The sequence below is a fragment of the Alloalcanivorax sp. C16-2 genome (assembly GCF_046507615.1).
Classification (GTDB): domain Bacteria; phylum Pseudomonadota; class Gammaproteobacteria; order Pseudomonadales; family Alcanivoracaceae; genus Alloalcanivorax; species Alloalcanivorax marinus_A.
Map to the genome: position 1 here is coordinate 210,390 of NZ_JBKFTL010000004.1, position 24,816 is coordinate 235,205.

Consider the following 24,816-nt stretch of genomic DNA (forward strand, 5'->3'; position numbering starts at 1 on the left):
GGTGTAAGGATCGGCTGATGTTATAGTATTACACCGCCAATTTGAACGCGCCGTCGCCGTTTCAGAGCGTGCTCAGGTCCACGCTCACATGGGCGGCCACCACCTTCCAGCCATCCGCGAAGCGCACCCAGGTCTGCATCTGCCGCCCCACCCGCTCGGTGACGCCGTCACGGAATTGGGTGCTGACCGTGGCGTAGTCGTCACCGAAGGTGGTGATCACGGTATTGAACAGTTTGCGGCCCGGGCCCACCGGCTGGCACTGGCGCCGGTAGCGGGCGATTTGCTCGCCGCCATGCAGGTTCTCCGCCACGCCGTAGCGTACCGTGGCGGCGTGATCCCAGAAGTAGCCATCCAGCACCTCCAGGTTGTTATCCAGTAGCGCCCGCTCGTAATCCTCGAAGGCGGTGCGTACTTCCGCCACCACCCGGGGCAGGTTGATTTCCGGTGAAGCCGTCATATCAGGATTCCTTTTTCGTGGCCTGTGTCAGGGCCACGTCCAGGGCGGCCAGACCGGCCACCTGGCCGACGATGCCACCCTGGGCCGTGACCATTTCCAGGGTGGCCCGTTTGAATTCGGGGAAATAACTTTCCGTGGCATCCTCGATCAGCAGGCCGCGATAGCCTCGGTCGCAGGCTTCGCGCATGCTGGTCTGCACGCACACTTCGGTGGTGACGCCGGCGAACAACAACGCCTTGATGCCGGCCTCGCGCAGCCGCCGGTCCAGGCCGGTGGCGTAAAACATGCCCTTGCCCGGCTTGTCGATCACCCATTCGCCGTCCAGCGGCGCCAGCTCCGGCACGATCTGGTTGCCCGGCTCGCCGCGCACCAGGATGCGGCCCATCGGCCCCGGGTCACCGATGCGCAGACCGGGCTTGCCCTGTTGGTGTTTGGCCGGCGGGCAATCGGACAGGTCCGGGGCGTGGGATTCGCGGGTGTGAATCACGGTGAGACCGTGGCGGCGCGCCAGCGCCAGCAGCTCCGCCACCGCCGGAATGATGGCGCGCAGAGGCGTCACGTCGTTGCCCAGGGCGGCGCCGAAACCGCCCGGGTCGAGGAAGTCCCGCTGCATGTCGATCACCACCAGGGCGGTGGTGGCCGGCTCGAACCGGTAAGCGCCGGGGCGCGCCTCCACCTCGATCATGACGCCGCCCGCTCGCCGCCGCCGGCCATGTGCGCGCCCAGCTCGGCGCGGTCGGCCCGGCCCGCCGGGGTCTCGAACACCAGCTCGCCGTCGTGGATCACCAGGATGCGGTCCGCCAGTTCCAGCAGTTCGTCCAGGTCCTCGCTGAGCAGCAGCACGGCGGCGCCCCGGTTGCGGGCGTCCATCAGCCGCTGGTGGATCATCGCCACGGAGGCGAAGTCGAGACCGAACACCGGGTTGGACACGATCAGCACGCGCACCTCCTCGGTGAGCTCCCGGGCCAGTACCGCGCGCTGCACGTTGCCGCCGGAGAGGGTGCCGATGGGCCGGTCCGGGTCCGGCGGCGTGACCTGGAAACGCTCGATCAGGCCACGGGCCTGCTCGCGGATCACCCGGCGGCTGACCCGCCAGCCCTGGCGGCGGATCGGCGCCTGATCGAAACTGCGCAGGGCCAGGTTCTCCGCCACCGACATGCTCGCCACGCTGGCGTTACGCAGCGGCTCCTCGGGCAGGCTGTGCACGCCCCGGTCGAGCATTTCCCGGCGGCTGGCATGGTAGGGCTCGCCGTGCACGCGCACCGCGCCGGCTTCCCGTTTGCGCTGGCCCAGCAGAGCCTCGGTGAGTTCCCGCTGGCCGTTGCCGGAGATGCCGGCCACGCCCAGGATCTCCCCGGGCCGCACCACGAAGGAGGCGCCGTGCACGGCGCGCACGCCCTTGTCGTTGTTTACCTCCAGGCCGGCCACTTCCAGGGCCGGCCCGCGATCCGGGTCCACCGGCGGTCGTTCGCCGGCCACGGTGCGGTCGTCGCTGCGCCCCATCATCCATTCCGCCAGCGCCTCCGGGCTGGTGTCCGCCACCTTGCAGCTGCCCACCAGGGCCCCTTTGCGCAGCACGGTGACGTCGTCGGCGAAGGCGGTTACCTCGCGGAATTTATGGGTGATCATCAGTACCGACACCTGGCCGTCGTGGGCCAGATCGCGCATCAGCCCCAAGACTTCATCCGCTTCCTGGGGGGTGAGCACCGAGGTGGGTTCGTCGAGAATGATCAGGCGCCGGTCCAGATACAGCTGCTTGAGGATTTCCAGCTTCTGTTTTTCGCCGGCGGCCAGGGCCGCCACCGGCCGGTCCGGGTCCAGCTTGAACGGCATTCCGTCCATGAAGGCGCTCAGCCGTTCGCGCTCCGCTTTCCAGTGAATACGTGCCGGCAGATCGCCCCGCGCCAGCACCAGGTTCTCGGCCACGGTGAGCCCGGGGGCCACGGTGAAATGCTGGTACACCATGCCGATGCCCAGGCCGTGGGCGTCCCGCGGCAAACGCACGGCGTACTCCCGGTCGTCCACCAGGATGTTGCCCTCGTCCAGGGGCGAGTAGCCCACCAGCCCCTTCACCAGGGTGCTCTTGCCGGCGCCGTTCTCGCCCAGCAGGGCGTGCACGGTGCCGGCGCGCACCGTCAGGGACACCTTGTCCAGGGCCCGGAACGTGCCGAAGGTCTTGCTGGCGCCGATGGTTTCCAGCTTCAGGGCACGCATGGTCACAGTGCTCCCAGGCCGTCCAGCAGGGCCCTGGAATCGGCCACGCTGCCGAACACGCCGCCCTGCATTTTCACCATCTTGATGGCGGCGTCATGGTTGCCTTGATCGGTGGCGCCGCAGCAGTCCTCCAGCAGCAGGCATTCGAAACCGCGGTCGTTGGCTTCACGCATGGTGGTGTGCACGCACACGTCCGTGGTGATGCCGGTGAGAATAATATTGTCGATGCCCCGGGTGTTCAGAATCAGCTCCAGGTCGGTGGCGCAGAACGAGCCCTTGCCGGGCTTGTCGATGATCACCTCGCCGTCCAGGGGCGCCAGTTCCGGAATGATGTCCCAGCCCGGTTCGCCGCGTACCAGGATGCGGCCACAGGGGCCGGCGTCACCGATGCCGGCGCCGATCCGTTGCGAGCGCCAGCGTTTGTTGGCGGGCAGGTCGGCCAGATCCGGGCGGTGCCCTTCGCGGGTATGGATGATCATGAAGCCCCGTTCGCGCAGGGCCGCCAGCACGCTTTTGATCGGCTCGATGGGCGCCCGGGTCAGGGACAGGTCGTAGCCCATGCTGTCCACGTAACCGCCCTTGCCGCAAAAGTCGGTCTGCATGTCGATGACGATCAACGCCGTGTTGTCCGGGCGCAGGTCGCCGTTGTACGGCCAGGGGTAGGGATCGGCGGTGATGAAGTGCTCGCTCATATCAATGCTCTCCTGGCGTGTAGGTCCGTTCCGGCGGTTCGAAACCGAAGGCGCTGCCGTCGGTGTGTTTCACCTTGTCTTCCCAGGGCAGCCGGTAACGGCCCGCCGCCAGGTCACGCATATAGGTGTAGGGGCAATCGCCGGCGCCGCCTTTCACCGCCACGTAGCCACGGTGACCGAACTGGTAGATGTTGTTCTCCACGCCCCAGTGCTCGCGCGCTTCGCGCACCAGGTCCGGACGCAGCTCGCAACACACGATTTCGTCGGCACGGCCACCGCCTTCCACCAGCGGCACGCCGTCGAAATCGACGAACATGGCCTCGCCCATGGAATCGAAGGTGCCGTCTGAGCCGCACATGCAAACGCTGGCGGTCTGCATCAGGTTGGTGAAGGCGTTGGCCTGGTTGGTGATCTTCCAGGAGTGGCGGATCGGCGCCGTGTAGCCGGCGGTGCGGATCATGATTTCCGCGCCCTTGTAGGCGCACTCCCGGGCCATCTCCGGGAACATGCCGTCGTGGCAGATGATCAGCGCCAGGGTGGAACCGTTGGGCCCCTCGCACACCGGGATGCCCTGGTCGCCGGGCTCCCAGGGTTCCACCGGCACCCAGGGGTGCATCTTGCGGTAGTAGAGTTTCAGCGCGCCGGTGTCGTCGATGATCAGACCGGAATTGAACGGGTTGCCGTTGGGGTTGGCCTCCATGATCGAGAAGCAGCCCCAGATTTTGTGATCGACGCAGGCCTGCTTGAGCGCCGCCACTTCCGGGCCGTCCAGGTCGCACATGATGTCCGGCGAGGTGTCCATGGACAGGCCGTGCAGGGAATATTCCGGAAACACGATCAGATCCATCTCCGGCATGGAGCGCCGGGCCTTGCCGATCATCTCGATGACGCGTTGCGTCTGTTGCCAGAGCTGATCCCGGGTGCGCGGATCGGGCAGCGCCAGTTGCGCCAGCCCCATCACCACGCCGTTGGGGGTTTTGTTCAAACCGGAGAGTCCGCTGGACATGGGAATACCTTCTCTCGTCGGGTTATCGGTTCAGGCTGAGTTCGCCGGGCGCGCCACTGAGGGTTCGGTCCGGCCGGCAGGTGATCACCATCACCGCCAGGGTCAGCACATAAGGAATGGCGTTGAACAGGTAGTAGCCCCAGCCAATGCCGATGGCCTGCAGGGCCGGGCCCACGGCGCCGGCGGCACCGAACAGCAACGCCGCCCACAGACAGTTGATCGGTTGCCAGCGGGCGAAGATCACCAGTGCCACCGCCATCAGGCCCTGGCCGCTGGACAGGCCCTCGTTCCAACTGCCCGGGTAGTACAGCGACAAATAGGCGCCGCCCACGCCGGCCAGGAAGCCGCCCACGCCGGTGGCCACGATGCGCACCCCGGCGGGCCGGTAACCGAGCGCCTGGGCGGAGTCCTCGTGGTCACCCACCAGCCGCAGCACCAGCCCCCAGCGGGTGCCGCGCAGGCCCCAATGCAGCACGAACGCCAGCGCCACGCCGATAAAGAACAGCACATTGACGTTGAGCGCCGAGCGCACCCGGGTGTCGTCGCTCCAGCCGCCCAGGGGAATGGACGGCAGCATGGGCGCGCTGGGTTGAATGAAATCCTTGCCCAGGAAGAACGCCAGGCCGGTGCCGAACAGAATCAGGGCAATACCGAAGGCGATGTCGTTGACCCGGGGCAGCGAGCAGATCACGCCGTGCACCAGCCCCAGACACAGGCCGGCGCCACCGGCGGCGAGCACGCCCAGCCAGGGCGAACCGGACAGGTAGGACACCGCGTAGCCGGTCATGGCGCCGGTGACCAGGATGCCTTCCAGGCCCAGGTTGATGCGCCCGCCTTTTTCGGTGAGGCATTCCCCCAGGCTGACGAACAGAAAGGGCGTGCCCACGCGGATGGCACCGGCCAGCAGCGCCAGCAGGAAGATCGACAGGTCGGACTCAACCATGGCTGGTTTCTCCTTTTTCCTCGAGCCCGGCGCGCGGCGCCGCGATCCAGTGCCCGCGCAGCCACAGGCGCCAGTCGCCGGTGCGGCGGGTCAGGGTTTCCCAGGCCAGCAGGTTGATGAACAGCATGCCCTGCAGAATCAGGGTGGTGGCGTCGGGCAATCCCAGGCGCCGTTGCAGCAGCCCGCCACTGGCTTCCAGACCACCCAGCAGGATCGCGCAGGCGATGATGGCGAGCGGATTGTGGCGGGCGGCGAAAGCCACCAGGATGCCGGCGGTGCCGTAGCCGGAGATCAGCGCGGTGTTGGCGCTGCCCTGCACCGCGCTCACCTCGAACATGCCCGCCAGACCGGCGGCGGCGCCGCCCAGCACGCAGGTGAGCAGCACCAGCCGGTCCACCGGCAGCCCCAGCATGCGCGGCGTGCGCGGGTTGCCACCCACCACCCGCAGGGCGAAGCCGATCACGCTGTAGCGCACCAGTACCCAGGCCAGCACGCAGGCGACGATGCCCGCCACCAGGCCCCAGTGCACATAGAAGCTGTCGCTGATCACGCCGATCTGGTAGCTGCTATCCAGTGGCGGCGTGGACGGTTTGTTGAGGCTGTTGGGATCACGCAACGGCCCTTCCACCAGATGCCGGAAAATCGCCAGACCAATGTAGGAAAGCAGCAGGCTGCCGATGGTCTCGTTGACGCCGCGCTTCTGGCGCAGCCAGCCGCTCAGACCGATCCACAGCCCGCCGGCCAGCATCGAGGCCACGCCCATGGCGATCAGCATCGGCCAGGCCGGCAGCGCCGGCAGCCACAGCGGCGTCACCGCCGCCGCCAGGCCACCCAGCACCAGCGCGCCCTCGCCGCCAATGATGATCAGCCCGGCACGGGCCGGCAGCGCCACGCACAGCGCCGTGAGCATCAGCGGCGCGGCCCGCATCAGGGTGTTTTCCCAGGCGAACAGCGAACCGAAGGCGCCTTCGAACACCAGCGGCCCGGCCTGCCAGGCGGGCCGGCCCTGGATCAGCAGGAAGGCGATGAACAGCACCGCCGTGGTGACCAGGGCGCACAGCGTGGGCAGGGCCGGCAGCAGCAGCACGCCGGCCCGCCCCAGCCAGGGTTTCAGCATGACGGGCTCCCGCTAACGCGCGCTCGCTCAGATCTGGCCACGCACGCCCTCCACCAGGTAGTCCATGCGCTCCAGTTCCACGGCGGTTTGTTTGTAGTCGGTGCCGTCCGGGATCACGATCTCGCCACCGTTGTTCTTCAGCGGGCCGCCGAAGATCACGAAGTCGCCGCTCATCATTTCCGCCTTCACCGCGTCGGCGTTCTTCTTCGCCTCGGCGCTGACCTTGGGTCCGTAGGGAGAGGTTTTCACGAAGCCTTCTTTCAGGCCGCCGCGCAGGAAGTTGATCATCGGCTCGCCGGCCTGGGCCGCCTGCACGTGTTTCTTGTACGGCGTGACCCAATTCCATTCGGCGCCGGTGAGATAGCCTTCCGGAGCCAGCGCCGCCTGGCTGGCGTGGTAGCCGCAGGTCATCACGCCGCGCTTCTCGGCGGTTTCCACCAGCACCTTGGGGCCGTCCACATGGCAGGTGAGCACGTCGCAGCCGCTGTCGATCAGGCTGTTGGCGGCTTCCGCTTCCTTCACCGGCAATGACCAGTCACCGGTGAAGATCACCGAGGTGGTGATGTCCGGGTTCACCGAGCGCGCACCCAGGGTGAAGGCGTTCAGGTTGCGCAGCACCTGGGGAATGGGCTTGGCGGCGATGAAACCGAGCTTGGCGGACTTGCTCATGTGGCCGGCCACCACGCCGTTCAGGTACTGGGCTTCGTCGATGTAACCGAAGAAGCTGCCCACGTTCATCGGGTGCTTGCCCTCTTCCCAGAGACCGCCGCAGTGGGCAAAGCGCACATCGGAAAAGCGCCGCGCCACCTTCAGCACGTGTGGGTCGAAGTAACCGAACGAGGTGGGGAAGATCAGGCTGGCGCCGTCCTGGCGGATCATCGCTTCCATGGCCCGTTGCACGGCCACGGTTTCCGGTACGTTCTCCTGCTCCACCACCTTGATGCCGGGCATTTGCTTGATCACCGCGGCGGCTTCCGCGTGGGACTGGTTGTAGCCGAAGTCATCCCGAGCGCCCACGTACAGAAAGCCCACGGTGAGGTCGCCGCCACCGGCGGCGCGCAGCAGGTTCACGGGCAAGGCGGCGGAGGCACCGAGGAGGCCGGCGGCCTTGAGGAAATCACGACGCTTGAGTTGAGACATTGAGCTGTCCTTTAACGCTGGGCGCGCCGGCACACGGCGCGGGGAGGGTTGGAGTGCATCCTGGAATGCATGTTGGTATACAAGTAGCAGTGTTCATGCCAAATCATGAAAACCCTGTTTTCACAGGGCTTTCAGACGCCCCCCTCCCACTCAGCCCGGCACTGCCGGCACCGCTTGTGTGCAAGAAAGCGGTTTCCGCACCACCGGCGGGCACGGCAATCAGCCGCGCACCGCCCAGAAGGTAAGCCGCCGCTCCAGCCATTCGAACGCCTGGTACAGCACGATGCCCATGGCGCCCACCACCACCAGGCCGGCGAACACCAGCGGCACCTCGAAGCGGCTGCCGGCCACCATCATCATGTAGCCGACGCCGGCGTTGGCGGCCACGGTCTCGGAAATCACCGAGCCCACGAAGGCCAGCGTCACCGCTACCTTCAGGGCAGCGAAGAAGTACGGCAGGGTGCGCGGCAGCCCCACCTTGCGCAGCACCGTGAGTCGGTTGGCGCCCAGGGAGCGCATCAGGTCGTTGAGTTCCGGTTCCACCGTGGCCAGGCCGGTGGCGATGTTGACCACGATGGGAAAGAACGAAATCAGAAAGGCGGTGAGGATCGCCGGCACCGTGCCGATGCCGAACCAGATCACCAGGATCGGCACCAGGGCCACCTTGGGAATGCTGTTGAACGCCACCATCAGCGGGTACAGACCGGCGTAGATTTTTTCGCTGGCGCCTACCGCCAGCCCCAGCAGTACGCCGAAACCGATGGCCAGCGCCAGCCCCACCAGGGTGGTCATCAGGGTTTGCAGGGAGTGCTGCAGAATCGGCTCCCACTGCGCCACCAGGGATGGCGCCGGCAGAATGAACGTCTTGATCTGGAAAGTGCGCACCACGCCCTCCCACATCAGGAAGGCCCCCAGGGTCACCAGCCAGGGCAGCACCCGCCGGTTGAGCATCCAGTCAGCCATGGGCGGGCTCCTCGGTGTGTCTCGTTTCCACGGTTTCACGCACTTCCACGATGTGCCCGCGCAGGCGCTGCACATACTCCACGAAGTCCGGCTCGAAGGTGCCCTCCACGGTGCGCGGCCGGGGCAACTCGATGTCCTCGCGATGCACGATGCGCCCCGGGCCCTTGGAAAACACATAGACAGTGTCAGCCAGATAGACCGCCTCGCGCAGATCATGGGTGACCAGCACGGTGGTGGGGCGGCGCTCTCGCCAGATGGACTGCACCAGGCCCCACAGGTCCTCCCGGGTAAAGGCATCCAGGGCGGCGAAGGGCTCGTCCAGCAATAGCAGATCCGGTTCGTGAATCAACGCGCGGCACAGGGAGGCGCGCTGCTGCATGCCGCCGGACATTTCCCAAGGGTAGCGGTGGGCGTATTCGCCCAGACCGAGCCGCTCCAGCAACGCCAGGGCACGCTGGTGGTATTCGGCGCGACGGGCGCGGAAACCGGTGGGGCCGCTCACCACTTCCAGCGGCAGCAGCACGTTGTCGAGCACCGTGCGCCAGTCGAGCATGGTGCTTTTCTGGAAGGCCACGCCGACGGCGCCCCGGGACGCGCCCGGCGCCGCGCCGCCCACGGTGACGCGGCCACCGGTGGCGGTTTCCAGGCCGGCGATCAGGCGCAGCACCGAGCTCTTGCCGCAACCACTGGGGCCCACCAGGGCGACGCTGCCGCCACTGGGCACGGTCAGGGAGATGTCCACCACCGCCGGCGTTTCACTGCGCGCGTAACACAGGGTGGCGTTGTCCAGTTCGATGAAACCTTCGCTCATTACGGTTTCTCCACGATCACCGCCAGCGGGCCGCCGCCGTCCGGGCCCTGGTGTTCGGCGCCGCCGGACACGAACAGAGCCAGGTCGCCGGTGCGCCCCCCCAGCACGCCACCCACCAGGGCGCGGGCATGACGGGTGGCGTTGATGTCGCTGTCGTCCCACATGGTGTGGCGGTGGCCACGTATTTCACCGCTGCGCGACGGCTCCGCCTTGGCCAGAAGGGCGCGCAGCTCGCCGCCGCCCAGGGGCGCCAGGGCGCGATCCAGGGCATCGCCATCCAGAGCGTCGGCCATCACGTCGTGGCCGATGCGCAGGGTCGGGTCCCAGCCCGGGGCGTTGCCCAGTACCAGGATTTCGTTGCGCATCAGTTCGATGCCGGCGGAGGTGCTGGCGCGACCGGACCACAGTGCATGGTCATGGCAGATGGCGGCGTCGCTGAGCGACGCCTCCTCCACCTCGCCCAGGGCCAGGGCCACGCCCAGGGCCGAGGCGCCCCGGGAATAGCCCATGGATTCGTAGGTGTCGGTGGTGGCCACGGTGGCGCCGCGCAGGCGGGCGTCCTCGCAGCGGGCGGCGGTGAGCAGCGGGCATTTGATCTGCACGTAGTGCACGTCCCCGGCCCGTTCGATGCCGGCGCTGGCCATGGCCCTTCGTACCGCTTCGGCGGTGGCGCGCACCTGGTCCATGCGGCCGATTTGCTCCGGGGCGAACGCCTCGGAGAAGGCGATGCCCGCCGCCAGGCCCGGCTGCTCCGGCGCCGGCGAAGCGGCGTCGTCCACCTCGAACACCAGCCAGTGCGGCGACAGGCCGCCCTCGGTGCCACCGGACATGACGAAGGCAATGCGCTCGGCCACGGTGTCCTCGGGCAGCGCCAGGCGCTCGGCGAAAAAGCGCTTGAGCACGGTGGTGGCGAAGGCGCGGGTAAAGTCGTTAACGCAGCCGTTGCCCTCGGTCTTGCCGAGCACCGCCACCACCCGTTCCGGGTGCAGGCGACCGTCGGCCAGGGCCTCGCGCAGCGGCGTCAAATCATCCGGGCCAGCGCATGGGAAACGATGGACTCGGGTTCTCATGGCGCCACGCTCCGGTCTTTCAGGGCGTCCAGGAATTCACCATCGAACACCTGCTCCGGCGCCGGCGGGTTGTCCAATTCCAGGGCTTGCGCCACCACATCGATGGACGCGGCCAGCCGCTCCGGGTCCACGGCGCCCAGGCCGTTTTGCTTCACTTCCTCGGTGATCAGCTGGTTATCGATCAGAAAGCGCATGCGCTGCTCTTCCAGCTGCACATTGATCAGGCTGTCTTTCTTGCGCAGCGCCTGGGCGGCGGCCAGCGGGTCATCGATGCTGGCCTTGAGGCCGCGATGACTGGCGCGCACCAGGCCCTGGACCACCTCCGGCTCCTCCTCGATCATGCGCTCGGTAACGATCAGGCCATTGCTGTACAGCGGCACGCCGTAGTCGGAGTAATAGAAGATGCGGATGTCATCCTCGTCGATGCCGAGCTTGAGCAGGTTCGGCACCGCGCTGGGCGGAAAGCCGGCGATGGCGTCCACCTTGCCCTGCACCAGCATGGCTTCGCGCAGGTTGGGGGCCACGTTCTCGAAGCGGATGGCGTCGCTGTTCAGGTCGGCGGCCTCGGCGAACAGCGGGAACATGCGGTAGGCGGAATCGTTGGCCGGCGCGCCAATCGCCTTGCCTTCCAATTGTTTCGGCGTCTCGATACCGGATTCCTTGAGGGTAATGATCGCCAGCGGGGGCCGGTTGTAGATCATGTACACCATGCGCTGGCGGTTATCCGGATGGCGGGCGTTGAATTCGATCAGGGTGTTGATGTCGCCGAAGCCGGCCTCGTAGCTGCCGCCGGCGATGCGCGTGATCACCGCCGAGGAGCCCTCACCGGCGTCCACGGTGACGTCCAGGCCCTCTTCCTCGAAATAACCACGCTGGGCGGCCAGCACGAAGGGCGCGTTGGAGGCTTCGAAGGCCCAGTTGGCGGTGAAGCGCACCTCGCGCTCGGCGCGGGCGGCGGACGCCAGCGACAGGCTCAGCGCCGCCAGCAGCCCCAGGAAGAAAAAGACGGGCCGGGGACGGCCCGCGGACGGTAACAAAGCGGTTCTCGGTTGCATGGAAATCTCTCTCCTCGCGCCCGGCCCCATGCCTGGGCGTTCAATGCGAGGCAAGATAGAATCCCCGGAGCGAGGCCGACCAGCGTTATTTTTACCGCATAGCGCTGCCTTTTCGGCATCACTCCCTCGGACAACGCCGGACCATGCCCCATGCAGAACATCCGCTTTCTTCGCTACATCGACGCGGTCGCCCGTAGCGGCTCGATCCGCAAGGCCGCCGAGCAATTGAACGTGGTGTCCTCGGCGGTGAACCGCCGCATCCTGGACATCGAGGAACAGATCGGCACGCCCCTGTTCGAGCGCCGCGCCCGGGGCGTGCGCCTCACCGCCGCCGGCGAGCTGTTCGTGGCCTACGCCCGCAAGCAGATGGCGGAGCTGGAACGCACCCTCTCGGAAATCGAGGACCTGCGCAGCCTGCGCCGGGGCGAGGTGCGCATCGCCGCCATCGAGGGCATGGCGGCGGAAATGCTGCCCCGGGCCATCCATACCTTCCAGAAGACGCACCCGAAGATCCGCTTCACCACCTTTATTTGCGGGCGCGAGGAGGTCTATCAGTACCTAAAGGAATTCCGCGCCGACATCGGCCTGGTGTTCAACCCGCCGCCGGACCCGGAGATACGCACCTTGATGGATGTGGAGCAGCGACTGTGCGCTTTCGTGTCGCCGGACCATCCGCTCACTGATCGGGACAAGGTGCGGCTGTCCGATTGCGTGGCCTATCCGCTGGCGCTGCCGGACCGCACCCTGGGCGGGCGCGCCTTGCTGGACGAATTCCTGGCGCGGCGTTCGTTGCGTCTGGAGGCGGCGCTGGAGTCCAACTCCTTCGAGATGATGCGCAACTTCGCGGTGAAGAGCGGCGGCGTGTGTTTTCAGATTCAGATCGGCATGCCGCCTTCGCATCTGCCCGGCGGCATGCGCGCCCTGCCGCTGGCGGATCGGGGGTTGAGCCGGGGGCGGCTGGTGTTGGGCATGGAGCATTCCCGGGCGCTGCCGGTGGCCACCGCCCGGTTCGTGGAGCACCTCAAGAACGAGCTGGCCGACGCCGCCGGCTGAATGTCGGGGTGCGCGCGTCCCGGTGTGACGTCTCGGTGCGGGCTCTCCAGCGGGGACGCGTCTCGGTGTGGGCCCCTTTCCGGGAACGTCGTGAATCCGTCCCTGGAGACTCCCGGAAGGGCATAACCCAGACTCGCGCCCCCGATGGAGCTGAATATCCAATCAGGCCGCCGCCCATGGCCGCACAAAAACGGTGCCGGGCGCCCCGTGATGAAGCAGAAAATAGCAGCTTCGCTCTCGGTCGCGAATCTAACCGGCCACCGCCATCGCCCGTGAACACTGGCCCCGGGACGTTCGCCGACAAGCTGGCACCGGCCTTGCACCGTTCAGCATACCTACTGGTATACAACGAGGTATGCGAACGTGCTTGGCTGGACCATCGATCAATGGCGCTCCGCCTACCGGCGTAAAAAGCTGACGCCGGTTGCCGCCATGAAGGCGCTGTCCGCGCAACTGCAGGACAGCGAACGGGCTCTCTGGATTCACCTGCTCGACGAATCCAGTCTGCTCGCCCAGGCGGAGCGCCTCAGCGATCCGTCCCTGCCTCTGTACGGCGTGCCCTTCGCGGTAAAGGACAACATCGACGTGGGCAGCCTGCCCACTACCGCCGCCTGCCCGGCCTATGCCTATACCGCCAAGGAAACCGCCCCGGCGGTGCAGGCGCTGCTCGACGCCGGCGCCATCCTGGTGGGCAAGACCAATCTGGATCAGCTCGCCACCGGCCTGGTGGGGGTGCGTTCGCCCTACGGCGAGGTGCCCAACCCGTTCAATGGCGACTATGTCACCGGCGGTTCCAGTTCCGGTTCCGCCGCCGTGGTCAGCCTGGGGCTGGTGCCCTTCGCGCTGGGCACCGACACCGCCGGTTCCGGCCGGGTGCCGGCGGCGCTCACCAACATCGTCGGCCTGAAGCCCACCAAGGGCAGCATGAGCACCCGGGGCGTGGTGCCCGCCTGCCGCACCCTGGATTGCATCAGCGTGTTCGCGGTGAGCGTGGACGACGCGGAGACCGTGTTCGATATTTATAAGGGCTACGACGAACGGGACGGCTACGCCCGCCATGCGCCCTCCGGCGTGCCCACCGCCCTGCCGGAAAAACCGCGCCTGGGCGTGCCCAAGGAAACACCCTGGTTCGGCGACGACCAGGCCGCCGCCGCCTGGCAACGGCAACTGGAGGAACTGGACGCCATCGCCGAGCTGGTGCCCATGGACCTGGAGGTGCTCCACGAGGCCGCCCGCCTGCTCTACCAGGGCCCCTGGGTGGCGGAGCGCTATACCGTGGCGGAGCCGTTGCTGGATCAGCCCGACGCCCTGCTGCCGGTGATCCGCGACATTATTCTGCCGGCCCGGGACATGAGCGCCGCCGACGGTTTCCGCGCCCAGTACAAACTGGCCGACCTGCGCCGCCAGGCGGACCAGTTGATGGCGGACATCGACGCCCTGGTGGTGCCCAGCACGCCGGGCATCTACACCCGGGCGGCGGTGAACGCGGACCCGGTCACCCTCAACAGCCAGCTCGGTACCTGGACCAACTTCGTCAATCTGCTCGACATGTGCGCCCTGTCGCTGCCCGGCGGGCTGCGCGACGAGGACCGCCTGCCCACCGGCATCACCCTGATCGGCCCGGCCTGGTACGACGCCGCCCTGGCGGAGTTCGGCCGCCGCTGGCAGCGCCACCGTCCGTGGAAGGCCGGCGTCACCGACCAGCAACCACCGCTGCCGCAGGCGGAGGACGACAAGGACCGGGACGACGGCACCGTCACCGTGGCGGTGGTGGGCGCGCATCTGTCCGGCATGCCGCTGAATTACCAACTCACCGAACGCAACGGCGTGCTGCTGGAAACCACCCGCACCGCGCCCTGCTATCGCCTCTACGCCCTGGCCAACACCACGCCGCCCAAACCCGGCCTGATCCGCGCCGACGACGGCGCCGCCATCGAGATCGAGCTGTGGAAGCTGCCGGTCACCGAGTTCGGAAGTTTCGTGGCGCTGATCCCCGGCCCACTCGGCATGGGCACCCTGGAAACCGAGGACGGCCGCCAGGTGAAAGGCTTCATCTGCGAAGGCTGGGCGATTCCCGACGCCAAGGACATCACCGCCCTGGGGGGCTGGAGAAACTACATAAAGGGGTTATGAAATGGCTTTGAAGAAGGTCCTGATCGCCAACCGCGGCGAGATCGCGGTGCGCATCTGCCGCACGCTCAAGAGCATGGGCGTTGCCTCGGTGGCGGTGTACTCCGACGCCGACCGCAACAGCCAGCACGTGGCCGCGGCCGACGAGGCGGTGGCACTGGGCGGCCAGACTGCGGCGGAAAGCTACCTGCGCACCGACCTGATTCTGCAAGCGGTAAAGGACACCGGCGCCGACGCGGTGATCCCTGGCTACGGCTTTCTCTCCGAGAACGCCGACTTCGCGGAGGCCTGCGCCGCCCAGGGCGTGGTGTTCGTGGGCCCGACCCCGGACCAGCTGCGCCGCTTCGGCCTCAAGCACGAGGCCCGCGCCCTGGCCGAGGCCGCCGGCGTGCCCCTGGCCCCCGGCACCGACCTTCTTAAAAGCCTGGACGAAGCCAGGCAAGCCGCCGCCCGCATCGGCTACCCGGTAATGCTCAAGAGCACCGCCGGCGGCGGCGGCATCGGCCTGAGCCGCTGCGACGATGAAGCGGAGCTGGTGGACGCCTTCGAATCCGTGAAACGCCTGGGCGAAAGTTTCTTCTCCGACTCCGGCGTGTTCATCGAACGGTTCGTGGCCCGGGCCCGCCATGTGGAAGTGCAGATCTTCGGCGACGGCAAAGGCAAGGTACTGGCGCTCGGCGAACGGGAATGTTCCCTGCAACGGCGCAACCAGAAAGTAGTGGAGGAAACCCCGGCCCCTAACCTGCCCCAGGCCACCCGGGAAAAACTGCATGACAGCGCCGTGCGCCTGGGCGAATCGGTGAACTACCAATCCGCCGGCACGGTGGAATACATCTACGACGACGAGCGCGATGAATTCTATTTCCTGGAGGTGAACACCCGCCTCCAGGTCGAGCACGGCGTCACCGAAGCCGTGTTCGGCGTGGACCTGGTGGCCTGGATGCTGAAACTGGCCGGTGGCGAGAGCGTGCCCCTGGGCCAGGACTACCGGTCCGATGGCCACGCCATGGAAGTGCGCATCTACGCCGAGGACGCGCTCAAGGATTTCCAACCCAGTCCGGGCGAGCTCACCGAAGTATCCTTTCCTGAAAACATCCGCCTGGATGGCTGGGTGGACACCGGCACCGAGGTGAGCCCGCACTATGACCCGATGCTCGCCAAGGTGATCGTGCACGGCGCCGACCGCGCCACCGCCCTCGACAACATGCGCAATGCCCTGGCCGCCACCCGCCTGTCCGGCATCGCCACCAACCTGGATTACCTGCGCCAGATTCTGCGCGATCCGGCGGTGGCGGAGGGCAAGGTTTCCACCCGCTACCTGGAAAGCTTCCAGTACACCCCCACCGCCTTCGAGATCGTCGACCCGGGCACCTACACCACGGTGCAGGACTACCCGGGCCGAGCCGGCTACTGGGACATCGGCGTACCGCCGTCAGGCCCCATGGACGACTACGCGTTCCGGATGGGCAACCGCATCGTCGGCAACCACGCCAGCGCCGCCGGGCTGGAAGCCACGCTCGTGGGGCCGTCTCTGCGCTTTCACAGCGACACGGTGATCGCGATCACCGGCGCCGGTTGCGACGCCACCCTGGACGGCGAGCCGGTGGCACTCTGGCAACCGGTGGCGGTAAAGGCCGGCCAGACCCTGGTCACCGGCAAGGCCACCAGTGGCTGCCGCACCTACATCGCCGTGCGTAACGGCATCGACGTGCCCGACTACCTGGGCAGCAAATCCACCTTCGTACTCGGCCAGTTCGGCGGCCACGGCGGGCGCACCCTGCGCAAGGGCGACGTGCTCTCGATCTGCCAGCCGCAACTGGCCGGCTGCCCCACCCCGGCCCCGGAGCATGAGCCGGCGGCGCCGGACGCCGCGCTGATTCCGGATTACCCGCAGCAATGGGAAATCAAGGTGCTGTACGGCCCCCACGGCGCGCCGGACTTTTTCACCGAAGAGGCCATCGAGGAATTCTTCAGCGCCGACTGGCAGGTGCACTACAACTCCAACCGCCTGGGCATCCGCCTGGTGGGCCCGAAACCGACCTGGACCCGCACCGACGGCGGCGAGGCCGGCCTGCACCCGTCCAACATCCACGACTGCGAATACGCCGTGGGCAGCGTCAACTTCACCGGCGACTTCCCGGTGATCCTCACCAAGGACGGCCCGAGCCTGGGCGGCTTCGTGTGCCCGGTGACCATCGCCAAAGCGGAGCTGTGGAAGGTGGGGCAGTTGAAACCCGGTGACAGCATCCGTTTCGTGCCGATGGCGTTTGATGAGGCGCTGGCGTTGGAGAAGGCGCGGGATCGGGCGATTGAGATGTTGGAGCCGGAAAGCGCCGGGGAAGAGTCGGCTACCTTGGAGGGATCGCGACTGAAGTCGCTCCTACAGCAAGACTCCACGTCGGCGACGATGTTGGCGGAGCTGGACGCCACCGACCAGGCGCCGCGCATCACCTACCGGCAGGCCGGCGATAAATACATTCTGATCGAGTACGGCGACAACGTGCTGGATCTGGACCTGCGCTTCCGCGTCCACGCCCTGATGGAAAACCTCAAGGGCGACAAAGTAGAAGGCATCCTGGAACTGTCCCCGGGCGTGCGCAGCCTGCAGGTGCACTACGATTCCCGGGTCATCCACCAGACCGACCTGGTGAACACCCTGCTGGCTCGGGAAGCCGCCATCGGCTCCGTGGCCGACATGGTGGTCACCTCCCGGGTGCTGCATCTGCCGCTGGCGTTCGAGGACAGCGCCACCCTGGACGCAGTGAAGCGCTACCAGGAAACCATTCGCGGCGACGCACCCTGGCTGCCCAACAACGTGGAGTTCATCCGCCGCATCAACGGGCTGGATTCCATCGAGCGGGTCAAGGAGATCGTCTACCAGGCCAGCTACATGGTGCTGGGCCTGGGCGACGTTTACCTGGGCGCGCCCTGCGCGGTGCCGGTGGACCCGCGACACCGGCTGATGACCTCCAAGTACAACCCGGCGCGCACCTACACCGCCGAGGGCACCGTGGGCATCGGCGGCGTCTATATGTGCATCTACGGCATGGACTCCCCCGGCGGCTACCAACTGGTGGGCCGCACCGTGCCGATCTGGAACAAGCACCTCAAGAACCGCCAGTTCAAAACCGGCGAACCCTGGCTGCTGCGCTTCTTCGACCAGGTGCGCTACTACCCGGTCAGCGAAGACGAGCTGGCGGGCATGCGCGATGCCTTCCGCGAAGGCCGCCTGGAAGTGGAGATCACCGAGGAACAATTTTCCCTGGCGGATTACCACCGCTTCCTGGATGACATCGAGCCGGAAATGGTCGCCTTCCGCGAAAACCAGCAGGCCGCCTACCAGCAGGAAGTGGCCCGCTGGCAGGACGAGGACGCGCAAATCGAGTCCGCCATCCTGGGCGGCGGCGGCGCCGACATCGGCGAGGTGGACGGCCACCTGGTGAGCGCCGAGATCAGCGGCAACGTCTGGAAGCTGCTGGTGGAGGAAGGCGCCACCGTGGAGGAAGGCCAGACCCTGGTGATCGTGGAAGCCATGAAGATGGAGTTCGAGATCACCGCCAGCGCCGCCGGCACCATCACCGGCCTGCACTGCCAACCCGGTGCGATCATCAACGCCGGTGATCCGGTGGCGGTGATCGACACGGACGTGGCCTGAAGGAGCGCCCCATGAAGATGGTCCTCAAACCGAACCCACGCGAGAACCTGGCCGAACGCATCTACCGACAGCTCAAGCAGGACATCTTCGATTTCCGCCTGCTGCCCGGCGACCGTTTCAGCGAGAACGAGGTCGCCGAACGCATGGGCGCTTCCCGCACGCCGGTGCGCGAGGCGCTGTTCCGCCTGGAGCGGGAAGGCTATGTGGAAGTGCTGGCGCGCAGTGGCTGGCAGGTCAAACCCTTCGACTTCAAATACTTCGAGGAACTCTACGACGTGCGCACGGTGCTGGAATGCGCCGCCGTGCGTCGCCTTTGCGAACAGGAAGGTCCATCGCCGCAGCTCGAGGCACTGACGCGGTTGTGGACCACGCCCCCGGACCAGCGACCGACCCAGGTGGGCCCGGTCTCGGCGCTGGACGAACGATTCCATGAAGTCCTGGTGGAAGCCGCCGGTAATCAGGAAATGGCGCGTATCCATCATGACCTCACGGAACGGCTGCGCATCATCCGTCGGCTCGATTTTACCAAGCCGCCACGCATCGACGCCACCTACCAGGAGCACGCCGCGATTCTCGAGGCGATCGCGCACCGGCGGGTGGAACAGGCGCAGATGATGCTCAAGGCCCACATCGAGGCCAGCCGCAATGAAGTAAGAAAAATCACCCTGCATATGCTCCACGAAGCGCGCGCCCAAGGCGACGCCCGGGAGTTCGGTACGGATCGGTAACTACAACAAGGGGAACATCATGAGCATGAAACGGAACCTGAAACGCATCGCCCAGGTAGGGATCGCCGCCGGCGCCATCACCTACAGTGGTCTGGTCAGCGCCGCGGACACCATCAAGGTGGGCGTGCTGCATTCGCTCTCCGGCACCATGGCGATCAGCGAATCGACGCTCAAGGACACCGTCCTGATGATGATCGAGCAACAGAACGAAAAAGGCGGCGTGATGGGCAAGAAGCTCGAACCCGTGGTGGTGGACCCGGCCTCGGACTGGCCGCTGTTCGCCGAGAAAGCCCGCCAGCTTCTTACCCAGGATAAGGTCGACGTGATCTTCGGTTGCTGGACCTCGGTGTCGCGCAAGTCCGTGCTGCCGGTGGTGGAAGAGCTCAACGGCCTGCTGTTCTATCCGGTTCAGTATGAAGGCGAGGAATCCTCCAAGAACGTTTTCTACACCGGCGCCGCGCCTAACCAGCAGGCGATTCCAGCGGTGGACTATCTGCTCAACGACCTGGGCGTGAAGCGCTTCGTGCTGGCCGGCACCGACTATGTGTACCCGCGCACTACTAACAAGATCCTGGAGGCCTACCTGAAGTCCAAGGGCATCGCCGACGATGACATCATGATCAACTACACCCCGTTCGGTCATTCCGACTGGCAGTCCATCGTCTCCCGCATCAAGGAATTCGGCAGCGAAGGCAAGAAGACCGCCGTGGTCTCCACCATCAACGGCGACGCCAACGTGCCGTTCTATAAAGAGCTGGGCAACCAGGGCATCGACGCCGCCGACATCCCGGTGGTGGCCTTCTCCGTGGGCGAGCAGGAGCTGTCCGGCATCGACACCGGTCCGCTGGTGGGTCACCTGGCCGCCTGGAACTACTTCGAAAGCGTTTACACGCCGGAGAACAACAAGTTCATCGACCAGTGGCACGACTACATCGGCGATGACAGCCGCGTCACCAACGATCCCATGGAAGCCACCTACATCGGCTTCAACATGTGGGTGAAAGCGGTTGAGAAAGCCAAATCCACCGACACCGACAAAGTCGCCAAGGCCATGATCGGCGTGGAGACTCCGAACCTGACCGGCGGCACCGCGGTGATGAACAAGAACCACCACCTCTCCAAGCCGGTGCTGATCGGTGAAATCCAGGACGACGGCCAGTTCGCCGTGGTCTGGCAGACCGACGGCCTGGTGGCCGGCGATGCCTGGTCCGACTACCTGCCGGATTCCAAGAACCTGATCGCCGACTGGACCGCCCCGATCAACTGCGGCAACTACAACACCAAGACCAAGACCTGCGGCGGCCAGACCGCCCAATAAGCGAACGCCCACGATTCGCGACCCGCGGGCCGGCGCTGGCCGGCCCGCCTTTAACGGACGGATTTCGAGGAACCACGATGCGAAGGGTTCTGCTGATTGTATTGCTGTGGCTTGGCGCCACCGGCGTAGCGGGCGCGCAGACGCCCACCGACGATCCGGTGGCGACGGACCCGCCCTCGGTGAGCGACGCGCTCGCCGACCTGAAAAGCCGCGACTTCGACGTCAAGGGCAGGGCCATTGAAACCATCGCCCGCTCCGGCCACGAACAAACCGAGGCCCTGCTACAGGCACTGCTGGACCGCAAGCTGGTCCACGACCGCGCCCACGACCGTATCGTCCTGGGCGAACAGGCCGACGGCGGCTGGGCCCTCACCGACCCGCTCACCGGTGAATCCCTGGGCCAGGTGGACGCCCGTGCCGCCCGCCCGGTGATCATCAACAACCGGCTGCGCGAGAGGATTCGCAACCTGCAGGCCGTGGCCGCGCTCTCCAACGCCAACCCGTTGGCGCGCCGGGAAGCGGCGCAGCGCCTGGTAGGCACCACCGACCCGACGATGCTGCGTGCCCTGCGCGAACGTCAGGCCGAGGAAAGCAACCCCCTGGTTAACGGAGCCATCGACACTGCCTTGAACATCGCGCTGTTGCGCGATCCCGGCAGTGACCTGCACACCCGCCTGGCGGCCATCGACGCGGTGGCCGGCAGCCTGGAGCCGGCGGTGAAAAACGTGCTGCGCGACCGCGCCACGCAAACCGACGCCGCCGCCGAACGCAACGCGGCGGAGAAAGCGCTCAAGGCCATCGACGCGCGCGCCGCCCGCTACGAAACCGCCGATACCATTTTCTTCGGCCTGAGCCTGGGCTCGGTGCTGCTGCTGGCCGCCATCGGCCTGGCCATCACCTTCGGCGTCATGGGCGTGATCAACATGGCCCATGGCGAGCTGATCATGTTAGGCGCCTACACCACCTATGTGGTGCAACAGGTCTTTCCCCAGGGCCATGAATGGTCCCTGCTGATAGCGATCCCGGCCGCCTTTCTTGTCTCCGCCCTGGTCGGCATCGTCATCGAACGCTGCGTGATCCGCTTTCTCTACGGCCGGCCCCTGGAAACCCTGCTCGCCACCTTCGGCGTCAGCCTGATTCTGCAGCAGGCGGTGCGGCTGATCTTCTCGCCGCTGAACCGCAGCGTGGTGACCCCGGACTGGATGAGCGGCGCCCTGCAGATCAACCCGGTGTTCTCGCTCACCTACAACCGGCTCTACATCATCTTCTTCGCCCTGGCGGTGTTCCTCACCCTGCTCACCGTGCTCAAGAAAACCCGACTCGGCCTGCAGGTGCGGGCCGTGAGCCAGAACCGCATCACCGCCCGGGCCATGGGCATCCGCAGCGAACGGGTCAACGCCCTCACCTTCGGGCTCGGTTCCGGCATCGCCGGGATCGCCGGCGTGGCCCTGGCCCAGCTCACCAACGTGGGCCCCAACCTGGGCCAGGCCTACATCATCGACTCCTTCATGGTGGTGGTGTTCGGCGGCGTCGGAAACTTGTGGGGCACGCTCACCGCCGCCTTCGGCCTGGGCATCGCCAACAAGTTCATCGAACCGCTGGCCGGCGCCGTGCTCGCCAAGATCATGGTGCTGGTGTTCATCATCCTGTTCATTCAGCGCAAACCGCGCGGGCTGTTCCCGCAGCGCGGTCGGGCCGCGGAGGATTCATGAGACATTCCGACTTCAAGACCGCGCTCACCGACCACGCCGCCAAGCTGTTCCTGGGCGTGCTGTTCGGCGCGGTGATCATCGTCGCCCTGCTCAACCTGCTGGTACCGGCGGACTCCGCCCTGCACGTGAGCAGCTACACCGTCACCCTGCTGGGCAAGTACCTGTGCTACGCCCTGCTCGCCCTGGCCCTGGATCTGGTGTGGGGCTACTGCGGCATCCTCAGCCTCGGCCACGGCGCTTTCTTCGCCCTGGGCGGCTACGCCATGGGCATGTACCTGATGCGCCAGATCGGCGACCGGGGCGTCTACGGCAACCCGGAACTCCCGGACTTCATGGTATTCCTGAACTGGGATCAATTGCCCTGGTACTGGCACGGCTTCGACCATTTCGGCTTCGCCCTGCTGATGGTGGGTCTGGTACCCGGCGTGCTGGCTTTCGTGTTTGGCTGGCTGGCGTTCCGCTCCCGAGTCACCGGCGTTTACCTGTCGATCATCACCCAGGCGCTCACCTACGCGCTGATGCTTGCGTTCTTCCGCAACGAACTGGGCTTTGGCGGCAACAACGGCCTCACCGACTTCAAGGACCTGCTCGGCTTCTCGCTGCAGGCGGATGGCACCCGGGTGGCCCTGCTGCTGGCCTCGGCACTCGCCCTGGGCGGTGCCTTCGTGCTGTGCCGCTGGATCACCGGCACCCGCCTGGGCCGCACCGTGATGGCGGTACGCGACGCGGAATCCCGCGCCCGCTTCCTGGGCTACCGCACCGAACACTACAAACTGTGGGTATTCACCTTGAGCGCCGTGCTGGCCGGCATCGCCGGGGCCCTTTATGTGCCCCAGGTGGGCATCATCAACCCGGGCGAGTTTTCACCGCTCAACTCCATCGAGCTGGTGGTGTGGGTGGCCGTGGGCGGCCGCGCCACCCTATACGGCGCGGTGATCGGCGCCATCCTGGTGAACTACGCCAAGACCGTGTTCACCGGCGTGATGCCGGAAGCCTGGCTGTTCGCCTTGGGGGGCCTGTTCGTGGCGGTCACCGTATTCCTGCCGCAAGGGCTCGTCGGTCTGGCCAGGAACCTGGCCCGCAAGAAGAAACAACCGGACCAGGAGGCCCACCATGAGCCAGCCTGATTCCTTCGCCACCAGCCTCCGCGAAACCTTCCGCCGTGACCAGGTGTTCGGGCCCCTGCGCCCGGGCACCCGCCCGGTATCGGCGGGCCACCTGGACACCGGCGGCAAGCACATCCTCTACATGGAGGACGTCACCGTCAGCTTCGACGGCTTCAAGGCCCTCAACGACCTGACGCTCTACATCGAACCCGGCGAGCTGCGCTGTATCATCGGCCCCAACGGCGCCGGCAAATCCACCATGATGGACGTGATCACCGGCAAGACCCGCCCGGACAGCGGCGTTTGCTACTTTGGCCAGACCCTGGACCTGACCCGCATGTCGGACACGGAAATCGCCACCGCCGGCATCGGCCGCAAGTTCCAGAAACCCACCGTGTTCCCGGAACACACCGCCCTGGAAAACCTGGAGCTGGCCATGGCCGGCCCCAAGGGCACCTGGCACGCCCTGCTGAAACCGGTCACCGGCGAACAACGCGATTGGATGGCGAGCACCCTGGATACCGTGGGCCTGCTCAATGATCGCGACCGGCCCGCCGGCGCCCTCTCCCACGGCCAGAAACAATGGCTGGAAATCGCCATGGTGCTGATGCAGAAACCGGAGCTGCTGCTGGTGGACGAACCCATCGCCGGCATGACCCGCCAGGAAGTGGAACGCACCGCCGAGCTGCTGCAAGGCCTGGCCGGCGAACACTCGGTGATGGTGGTGGAGCACGACATGGAATTCATCCGCTCCATCGCCAACACCGTCACCGTGCTGCACCAGGGCAGCGTCCTCGCCGAGGGCAGCATGCAGCAGGTGCAAAACGACCCCAGGGTGATCGAGGTCTACCTCGGCGAATCGGTATAGCTGGAAAAGAATATGTTGAACATAAAAGGCCTCAACCAATACTACGGCGAATCCCACACCCTCTGGGATCTCGACCTCACCGTCGCCGAAGGCGAATGCCTGTGCGTCATGGGCCGCAACGGTGTCGGCAAGACCACCCTGCTGAAAGCCATCATGGGGCTGCTCCCGGTCGAATCGGGCAGCATTGAATTCCAAGGCCGCGACCTGGCCAAAAAGCCCGCCGAGGAACGGGCCCGCGCCGGCATCGGCTATGTGCCCCAGGGCCGCGAAATCTTCCCCCTCCTCACCGTGGAAGAAAACCTGGAAACCGGCCTCCAGGCCCGCGCCGACCGCAGCCGCAAAATCCCCGAGCGCATCCACGAGCTGTTCCCGGTGCTCCACGACATGCGCCACCGCCGGGGCGGCGACCTCTCCGGCGGCCAGCAACAGCAGCTCGCCATCGGCCGCGCCCTGGCCCTGGACCCCAAACTGCTGATCCTGGACGAGCCCACCGAAGGCATTCAGCCCAACATCGTCGACATGATCGCCCGGGTCATCAAAACCCTGAACCAGGAAGAAGGCCTCACCATTCTGCTGGTGGAACAGAAGCTGCCCTTCACCCGCGCCGTGGCGGACCACTTCGCGATTCTGGACCGGGGCAGCAAAGTGGCGGAAGGGGGCGTGAACGAGCTCGACGATGAGCTGGTGAAGAAGTATCTGACCGTTTAGAGCCCTTCAGGCAGAAGATAAATGGTGCACTCATTCCTAGGCCCGACAAGAGCCCTGTATGGTTTGTGCT

Annotated in this window: 21 protein-coding genes; 9 read left to right on the forward strand and 12 right to left on the reverse strand. The window is 66.4% G+C overall.

The window, feature by feature from the left end; all coding sequences use genetic code 11:
- Positions 1-61 precede the first annotated feature (61 nt).
- The 12 genes from hpxZ to ACLD02_RS16295 all read right to left on the reverse strand — a co-directional run bounded on the left by hpxZ (position 62) and on the right by ACLD02_RS16295 (position 11,468).
- Positions 62-457 carry an oxalurate catabolism protein HpxZ gene (gene hpxZ / locus ACLD02_RS16240; protein ID WP_410299164.1) on the reverse strand — a complete coding sequence of 132 codons (396 nt, stop codon included), beginning with the start codon at positions 455-457 and terminating at the stop codon, positions 62-64.
- Between the two features lies 1 nt (position 458).
- A complete protein-coding gene (locus ACLD02_RS16245; protein ID WP_410299165.1) occupies positions 459-1,142 on the reverse strand; it encodes a cysteine hydrolase family protein in 684 nt (227 codons plus the stop codon).
- Positions 1,139-2,671, reverse strand: coding sequence for an ABC transporter ATP-binding protein (locus tag ACLD02_RS16250; RefSeq protein WP_410299166.1), 1,533 nt, complete (start codon positions 2,669-2,671; stop codon positions 1,139-1,141). Before ACLD02_RS16250 ends, ACLD02_RS16245 begins: the two co-directional genes overlap by 4 nt.
- A gap of 2 nt (positions 2,672-2,673) precedes the next feature.
- Complete coding sequence (locus ACLD02_RS16255) at positions 2,674-3,363, reverse strand: cysteine hydrolase family protein (RefSeq protein WP_410299167.1); 690 nt, start codon at positions 3,361-3,363, stop codon at positions 2,674-2,676.
- Between the two features lies 1 nt (position 3,364).
- The gene (locus tag ACLD02_RS16260; RefSeq protein WP_203105952.1) at positions 3,365-4,369 is read right to left on the reverse strand and encodes a formamidase; all 1,005 of its coding nucleotides are present in this window, start codon (positions 4,367-4,369) and stop codon (positions 3,365-3,367) included.
- 22 nt (positions 4,370-4,391) lie between these two features.
- On the reverse strand, positions 4,392-5,312 hold the full coding sequence (locus tag ACLD02_RS16265; protein WP_194865632.1) for an ABC transporter permease: 921 nt from the start codon (positions 5,310-5,312) through the stop codon (positions 4,392-4,394).
- The gene (locus ACLD02_RS16270; protein ID WP_410299168.1) at positions 5,305-6,429 is read right to left on the reverse strand and encodes an ABC transporter permease; all 1,125 of its coding nucleotides are present in this window, start codon (positions 6,427-6,429) and stop codon (positions 5,305-5,307) included. Before ACLD02_RS16270 ends, ACLD02_RS16265 begins: the two co-directional genes overlap by 8 nt.
- A 27-nt stretch (positions 6,430-6,456) precedes the next feature.
- The gene (locus tag ACLD02_RS16275; protein WP_161385446.1) at positions 6,457-7,569 is read right to left on the reverse strand and encodes a BMP family ABC transporter substrate-binding protein; all 1,113 of its coding nucleotides are present in this window, start codon (positions 7,567-7,569) and stop codon (positions 6,457-6,459) included.
- Between the two features lie 219 nt (positions 7,570-7,788).
- On the reverse strand, positions 7,789-8,532 hold the full coding sequence (locus ACLD02_RS16280; protein WP_410299169.1) for an ABC transporter permease: 744 nt from the start codon (positions 8,530-8,532) through the stop codon (positions 7,789-7,791).
- Positions 8,525-9,343 (reverse strand): ABC transporter ATP-binding protein, encoded by an 819-nt coding sequence (locus ACLD02_RS16285; RefSeq protein ID WP_410299170.1) that lies wholly within the window; start codon positions 9,341-9,343, stop codon positions 8,525-8,527. The genes ACLD02_RS16280 and ACLD02_RS16285 overlap by 8 nt, the downstream gene beginning before the upstream one ends.
- Complete coding sequence (locus ACLD02_RS16290; RefSeq protein ID WP_410299171.1) at positions 9,343-10,413, reverse strand: ring-opening amidohydrolase; 1,071 nt, start codon at positions 10,411-10,413, stop codon at positions 9,343-9,345. The genes ACLD02_RS16285 and ACLD02_RS16290 overlap by 1 nt, the downstream gene beginning before the upstream one ends.
- A complete protein-coding gene (locus ACLD02_RS16295; RefSeq protein WP_410299172.1) occupies positions 10,410-11,468 on the reverse strand; it encodes an ABC transporter substrate-binding protein in 1,059 nt (352 codons plus the stop codon). Before ACLD02_RS16295 ends, ACLD02_RS16290 begins: the two co-directional genes overlap by 4 nt.
- A gap of 150 nt (positions 11,469-11,618) precedes the next feature.
- On the opposite strand from ACLD02_RS16295, the gene ACLD02_RS16300 reads away from it, so the two are divergent.
- The 9 genes from ACLD02_RS16300 to urtE all read left to right on the forward strand — a co-directional run bounded on the left by ACLD02_RS16300 (position 11,619) and on the right by urtE (position 24,746).
- On the forward strand, positions 11,619-12,521 hold the full coding sequence (locus ACLD02_RS16300; protein WP_410299173.1) for a LysR family transcriptional regulator: 903 nt from the start codon (positions 11,619-11,621) through the stop codon (positions 12,519-12,521).
- 363 nt (positions 12,522-12,884) lie between these two features.
- Positions 12,885-14,654 carry an allophanate hydrolase gene (gene atzF / locus ACLD02_RS16305; RefSeq protein ID WP_410299174.1) on the forward strand — a complete coding sequence of 590 codons (1,770 nt, stop codon included), beginning with the start codon at positions 12,885-12,887 and terminating at the stop codon, positions 14,652-14,654.
- Between the two features lies 1 nt (position 14,655).
- Positions 14,656-18,306: an urea carboxylase gene (gene uca / locus ACLD02_RS16310; RefSeq protein ID WP_410299175.1), complete on the forward strand. Its 3,651-nt coding sequence runs from the start codon at positions 14,656-14,658 to the stop codon at positions 18,304-18,306.
- A gap of 17 nt (positions 18,307-18,323) precedes the next feature.
- Positions 18,324-19,034 (forward strand): GntR family transcriptional regulator, encoded by a 711-nt coding sequence (locus ACLD02_RS16315; protein WP_194865642.1) that lies wholly within the window; start codon positions 18,324-18,326, stop codon positions 19,032-19,034.
- 19 nt (positions 19,035-19,053) lie between these two features.
- On the forward strand, positions 19,054-20,352 hold the full coding sequence (urtA, locus tag ACLD02_RS16320) for an urea ABC transporter substrate-binding protein (RefSeq protein WP_194865624.1): 1,299 nt from the start codon (positions 19,054-19,056) through the stop codon (positions 20,350-20,352).
- Positions 20,353-20,429: 77 nt separating this feature from the next.
- The gene (gene urtB / locus ACLD02_RS16325) at positions 20,430-22,064 is read left to right on the forward strand and encodes an urea ABC transporter permease subunit UrtB (RefSeq protein WP_410299176.1); all 1,635 of its coding nucleotides are present in this window, start codon (positions 20,430-20,432) and stop codon (positions 22,062-22,064) included.
- On the forward strand, positions 22,061-23,191 hold the full coding sequence (urtC, locus tag ACLD02_RS16330; protein WP_161385454.1) for an urea ABC transporter permease subunit UrtC: 1,131 nt from the start codon (positions 22,061-22,063) through the stop codon (positions 23,189-23,191). The genes urtB and urtC overlap by 4 nt, the downstream gene beginning before the upstream one ends.
- Entirely contained in the window at positions 23,178-24,038 is an 861-nt protein-coding gene (gene urtD, locus ACLD02_RS16335; protein WP_410299177.1) for an urea ABC transporter ATP-binding protein UrtD, read from the forward strand. The genes urtC and urtD overlap by 14 nt, the downstream gene beginning before the upstream one ends.
- Before the next feature lie 12 nt (positions 24,039-24,050).
- Complete coding sequence (urtE, locus tag ACLD02_RS16340) at positions 24,051-24,746, forward strand: urea ABC transporter ATP-binding subunit UrtE (protein ID WP_410299178.1); 696 nt, start codon at positions 24,051-24,053, stop codon at positions 24,744-24,746.
- Positions 24,747-24,816 lie beyond the last annotated feature (70 nt).

Excerpts from the sequence above, each read along its gene's own strand:
- urtE (WP_410299178.1), top strand. The coding sequence starts at position 24,051 with ATGTTGAACATAAAAGGCCTCAACCAATACTACGGCGAATCCCACACC.
- ACLD02_RS16300 (WP_410299173.1), top strand. The coding sequence starts at position 11,619 with ATGCAGAACATCCGCTTTCTTCGCTACATCGACGCGGTCGCCCGTAGC.
- ACLD02_RS16285 (WP_410299170.1), bottom strand. The coding sequence starts at position 9,343 with ATGAGCGAAGGTTTCATCGAACTGGACAACGCCACCCTGTGTTACGCG.
- ACLD02_RS16290 (WP_410299171.1), bottom strand. The coding sequence starts at position 10,413 with ATGAGAACCCGAGTCCATCGTTTCCCATGCGCTGGCCCGGATGATTTG.
- urtA (WP_194865624.1), top strand. The coding sequence starts at position 19,054 with ATGAGCATGAAACGGAACCTGAAACGCATCGCCCAGGTAGGGATCGCC.
- ACLD02_RS16260 (WP_203105952.1), bottom strand. The coding sequence starts at position 4,369 with ATGTCCAGCGGACTCTCCGGTTTGAACAAAACCCCCAACGGCGTGGTG.
- ACLD02_RS16315 (WP_194865642.1), top strand. The coding sequence starts at position 18,324 with ATGGTCCTCAAACCGAACCCACGCGAGAACCTGGCCGAACGCATCTAC.
- urtD (WP_410299177.1), top strand. The coding sequence starts at position 23,178 with ATGAGCCAGCCTGATTCCTTCGCCACCAGCCTCCGCGAAACCTTCCGC.
- ACLD02_RS16265 (WP_194865632.1), bottom strand. The coding sequence starts at position 5,312 with ATGGTTGAGTCCGACCTGTCGATCTTCCTGCTGGCGCTGCTGGCCGGT.
- ACLD02_RS16270 (WP_410299168.1), bottom strand. The coding sequence starts at position 6,429 with ATGCTGAAACCCTGGCTGGGGCGGGCCGGCGTGCTGCTGCTGCCGGCC.
- uca (WP_410299175.1), top strand. The coding sequence starts at position 14,656 with ATGGCTTTGAAGAAGGTCCTGATCGCCAACCGCGGCGAGATCGCGGTG.
- ACLD02_RS16245 (WP_410299165.1), bottom strand. The coding sequence starts at position 1,142 with ATGATCGAGGTGGAGGCGCGCCCCGGCGCTTACCGGTTCGAGCCGGCC.
- ACLD02_RS16280 (WP_410299169.1), bottom strand. The coding sequence starts at position 8,532 with ATGGCTGACTGGATGCTCAACCGGCGGGTGCTGCCCTGGCTGGTGACC.
- urtC (WP_161385454.1), top strand. The coding sequence starts at position 22,061 with ATGAGACATTCCGACTTCAAGACCGCGCTCACCGACCACGCCGCCAAG.
- urtB (WP_410299176.1), top strand. The coding sequence starts at position 20,430 with ATGCGAAGGGTTCTGCTGATTGTATTGCTGTGGCTTGGCGCCACCGGC.
- ACLD02_RS16295 (WP_410299172.1), bottom strand. The coding sequence starts at position 11,468 with ATGCAACCGAGAACCGCTTTGTTACCGTCCGCGGGCCGTCCCCGGCCC.
- ACLD02_RS16275 (WP_161385446.1), bottom strand. The coding sequence starts at position 7,569 with ATGTCTCAACTCAAGCGTCGTGATTTCCTCAAGGCCGCCGGCCTCCTC.
- ACLD02_RS16250 (WP_410299166.1), bottom strand. The coding sequence starts at position 2,671 with ATGCGTGCCCTGAAGCTGGAAACCATCGGCGCCAGCAAGACCTTCGGC.
- ACLD02_RS16255 (WP_410299167.1), bottom strand. The coding sequence starts at position 3,363 with ATGAGCGAGCACTTCATCACCGCCGATCCCTACCCCTGGCCGTACAAC.
- hpxZ (WP_410299164.1), bottom strand. The coding sequence starts at position 457 with ATGACGGCTTCACCGGAAATCAACCTGCCCCGGGTGGTGGCGGAAGTA.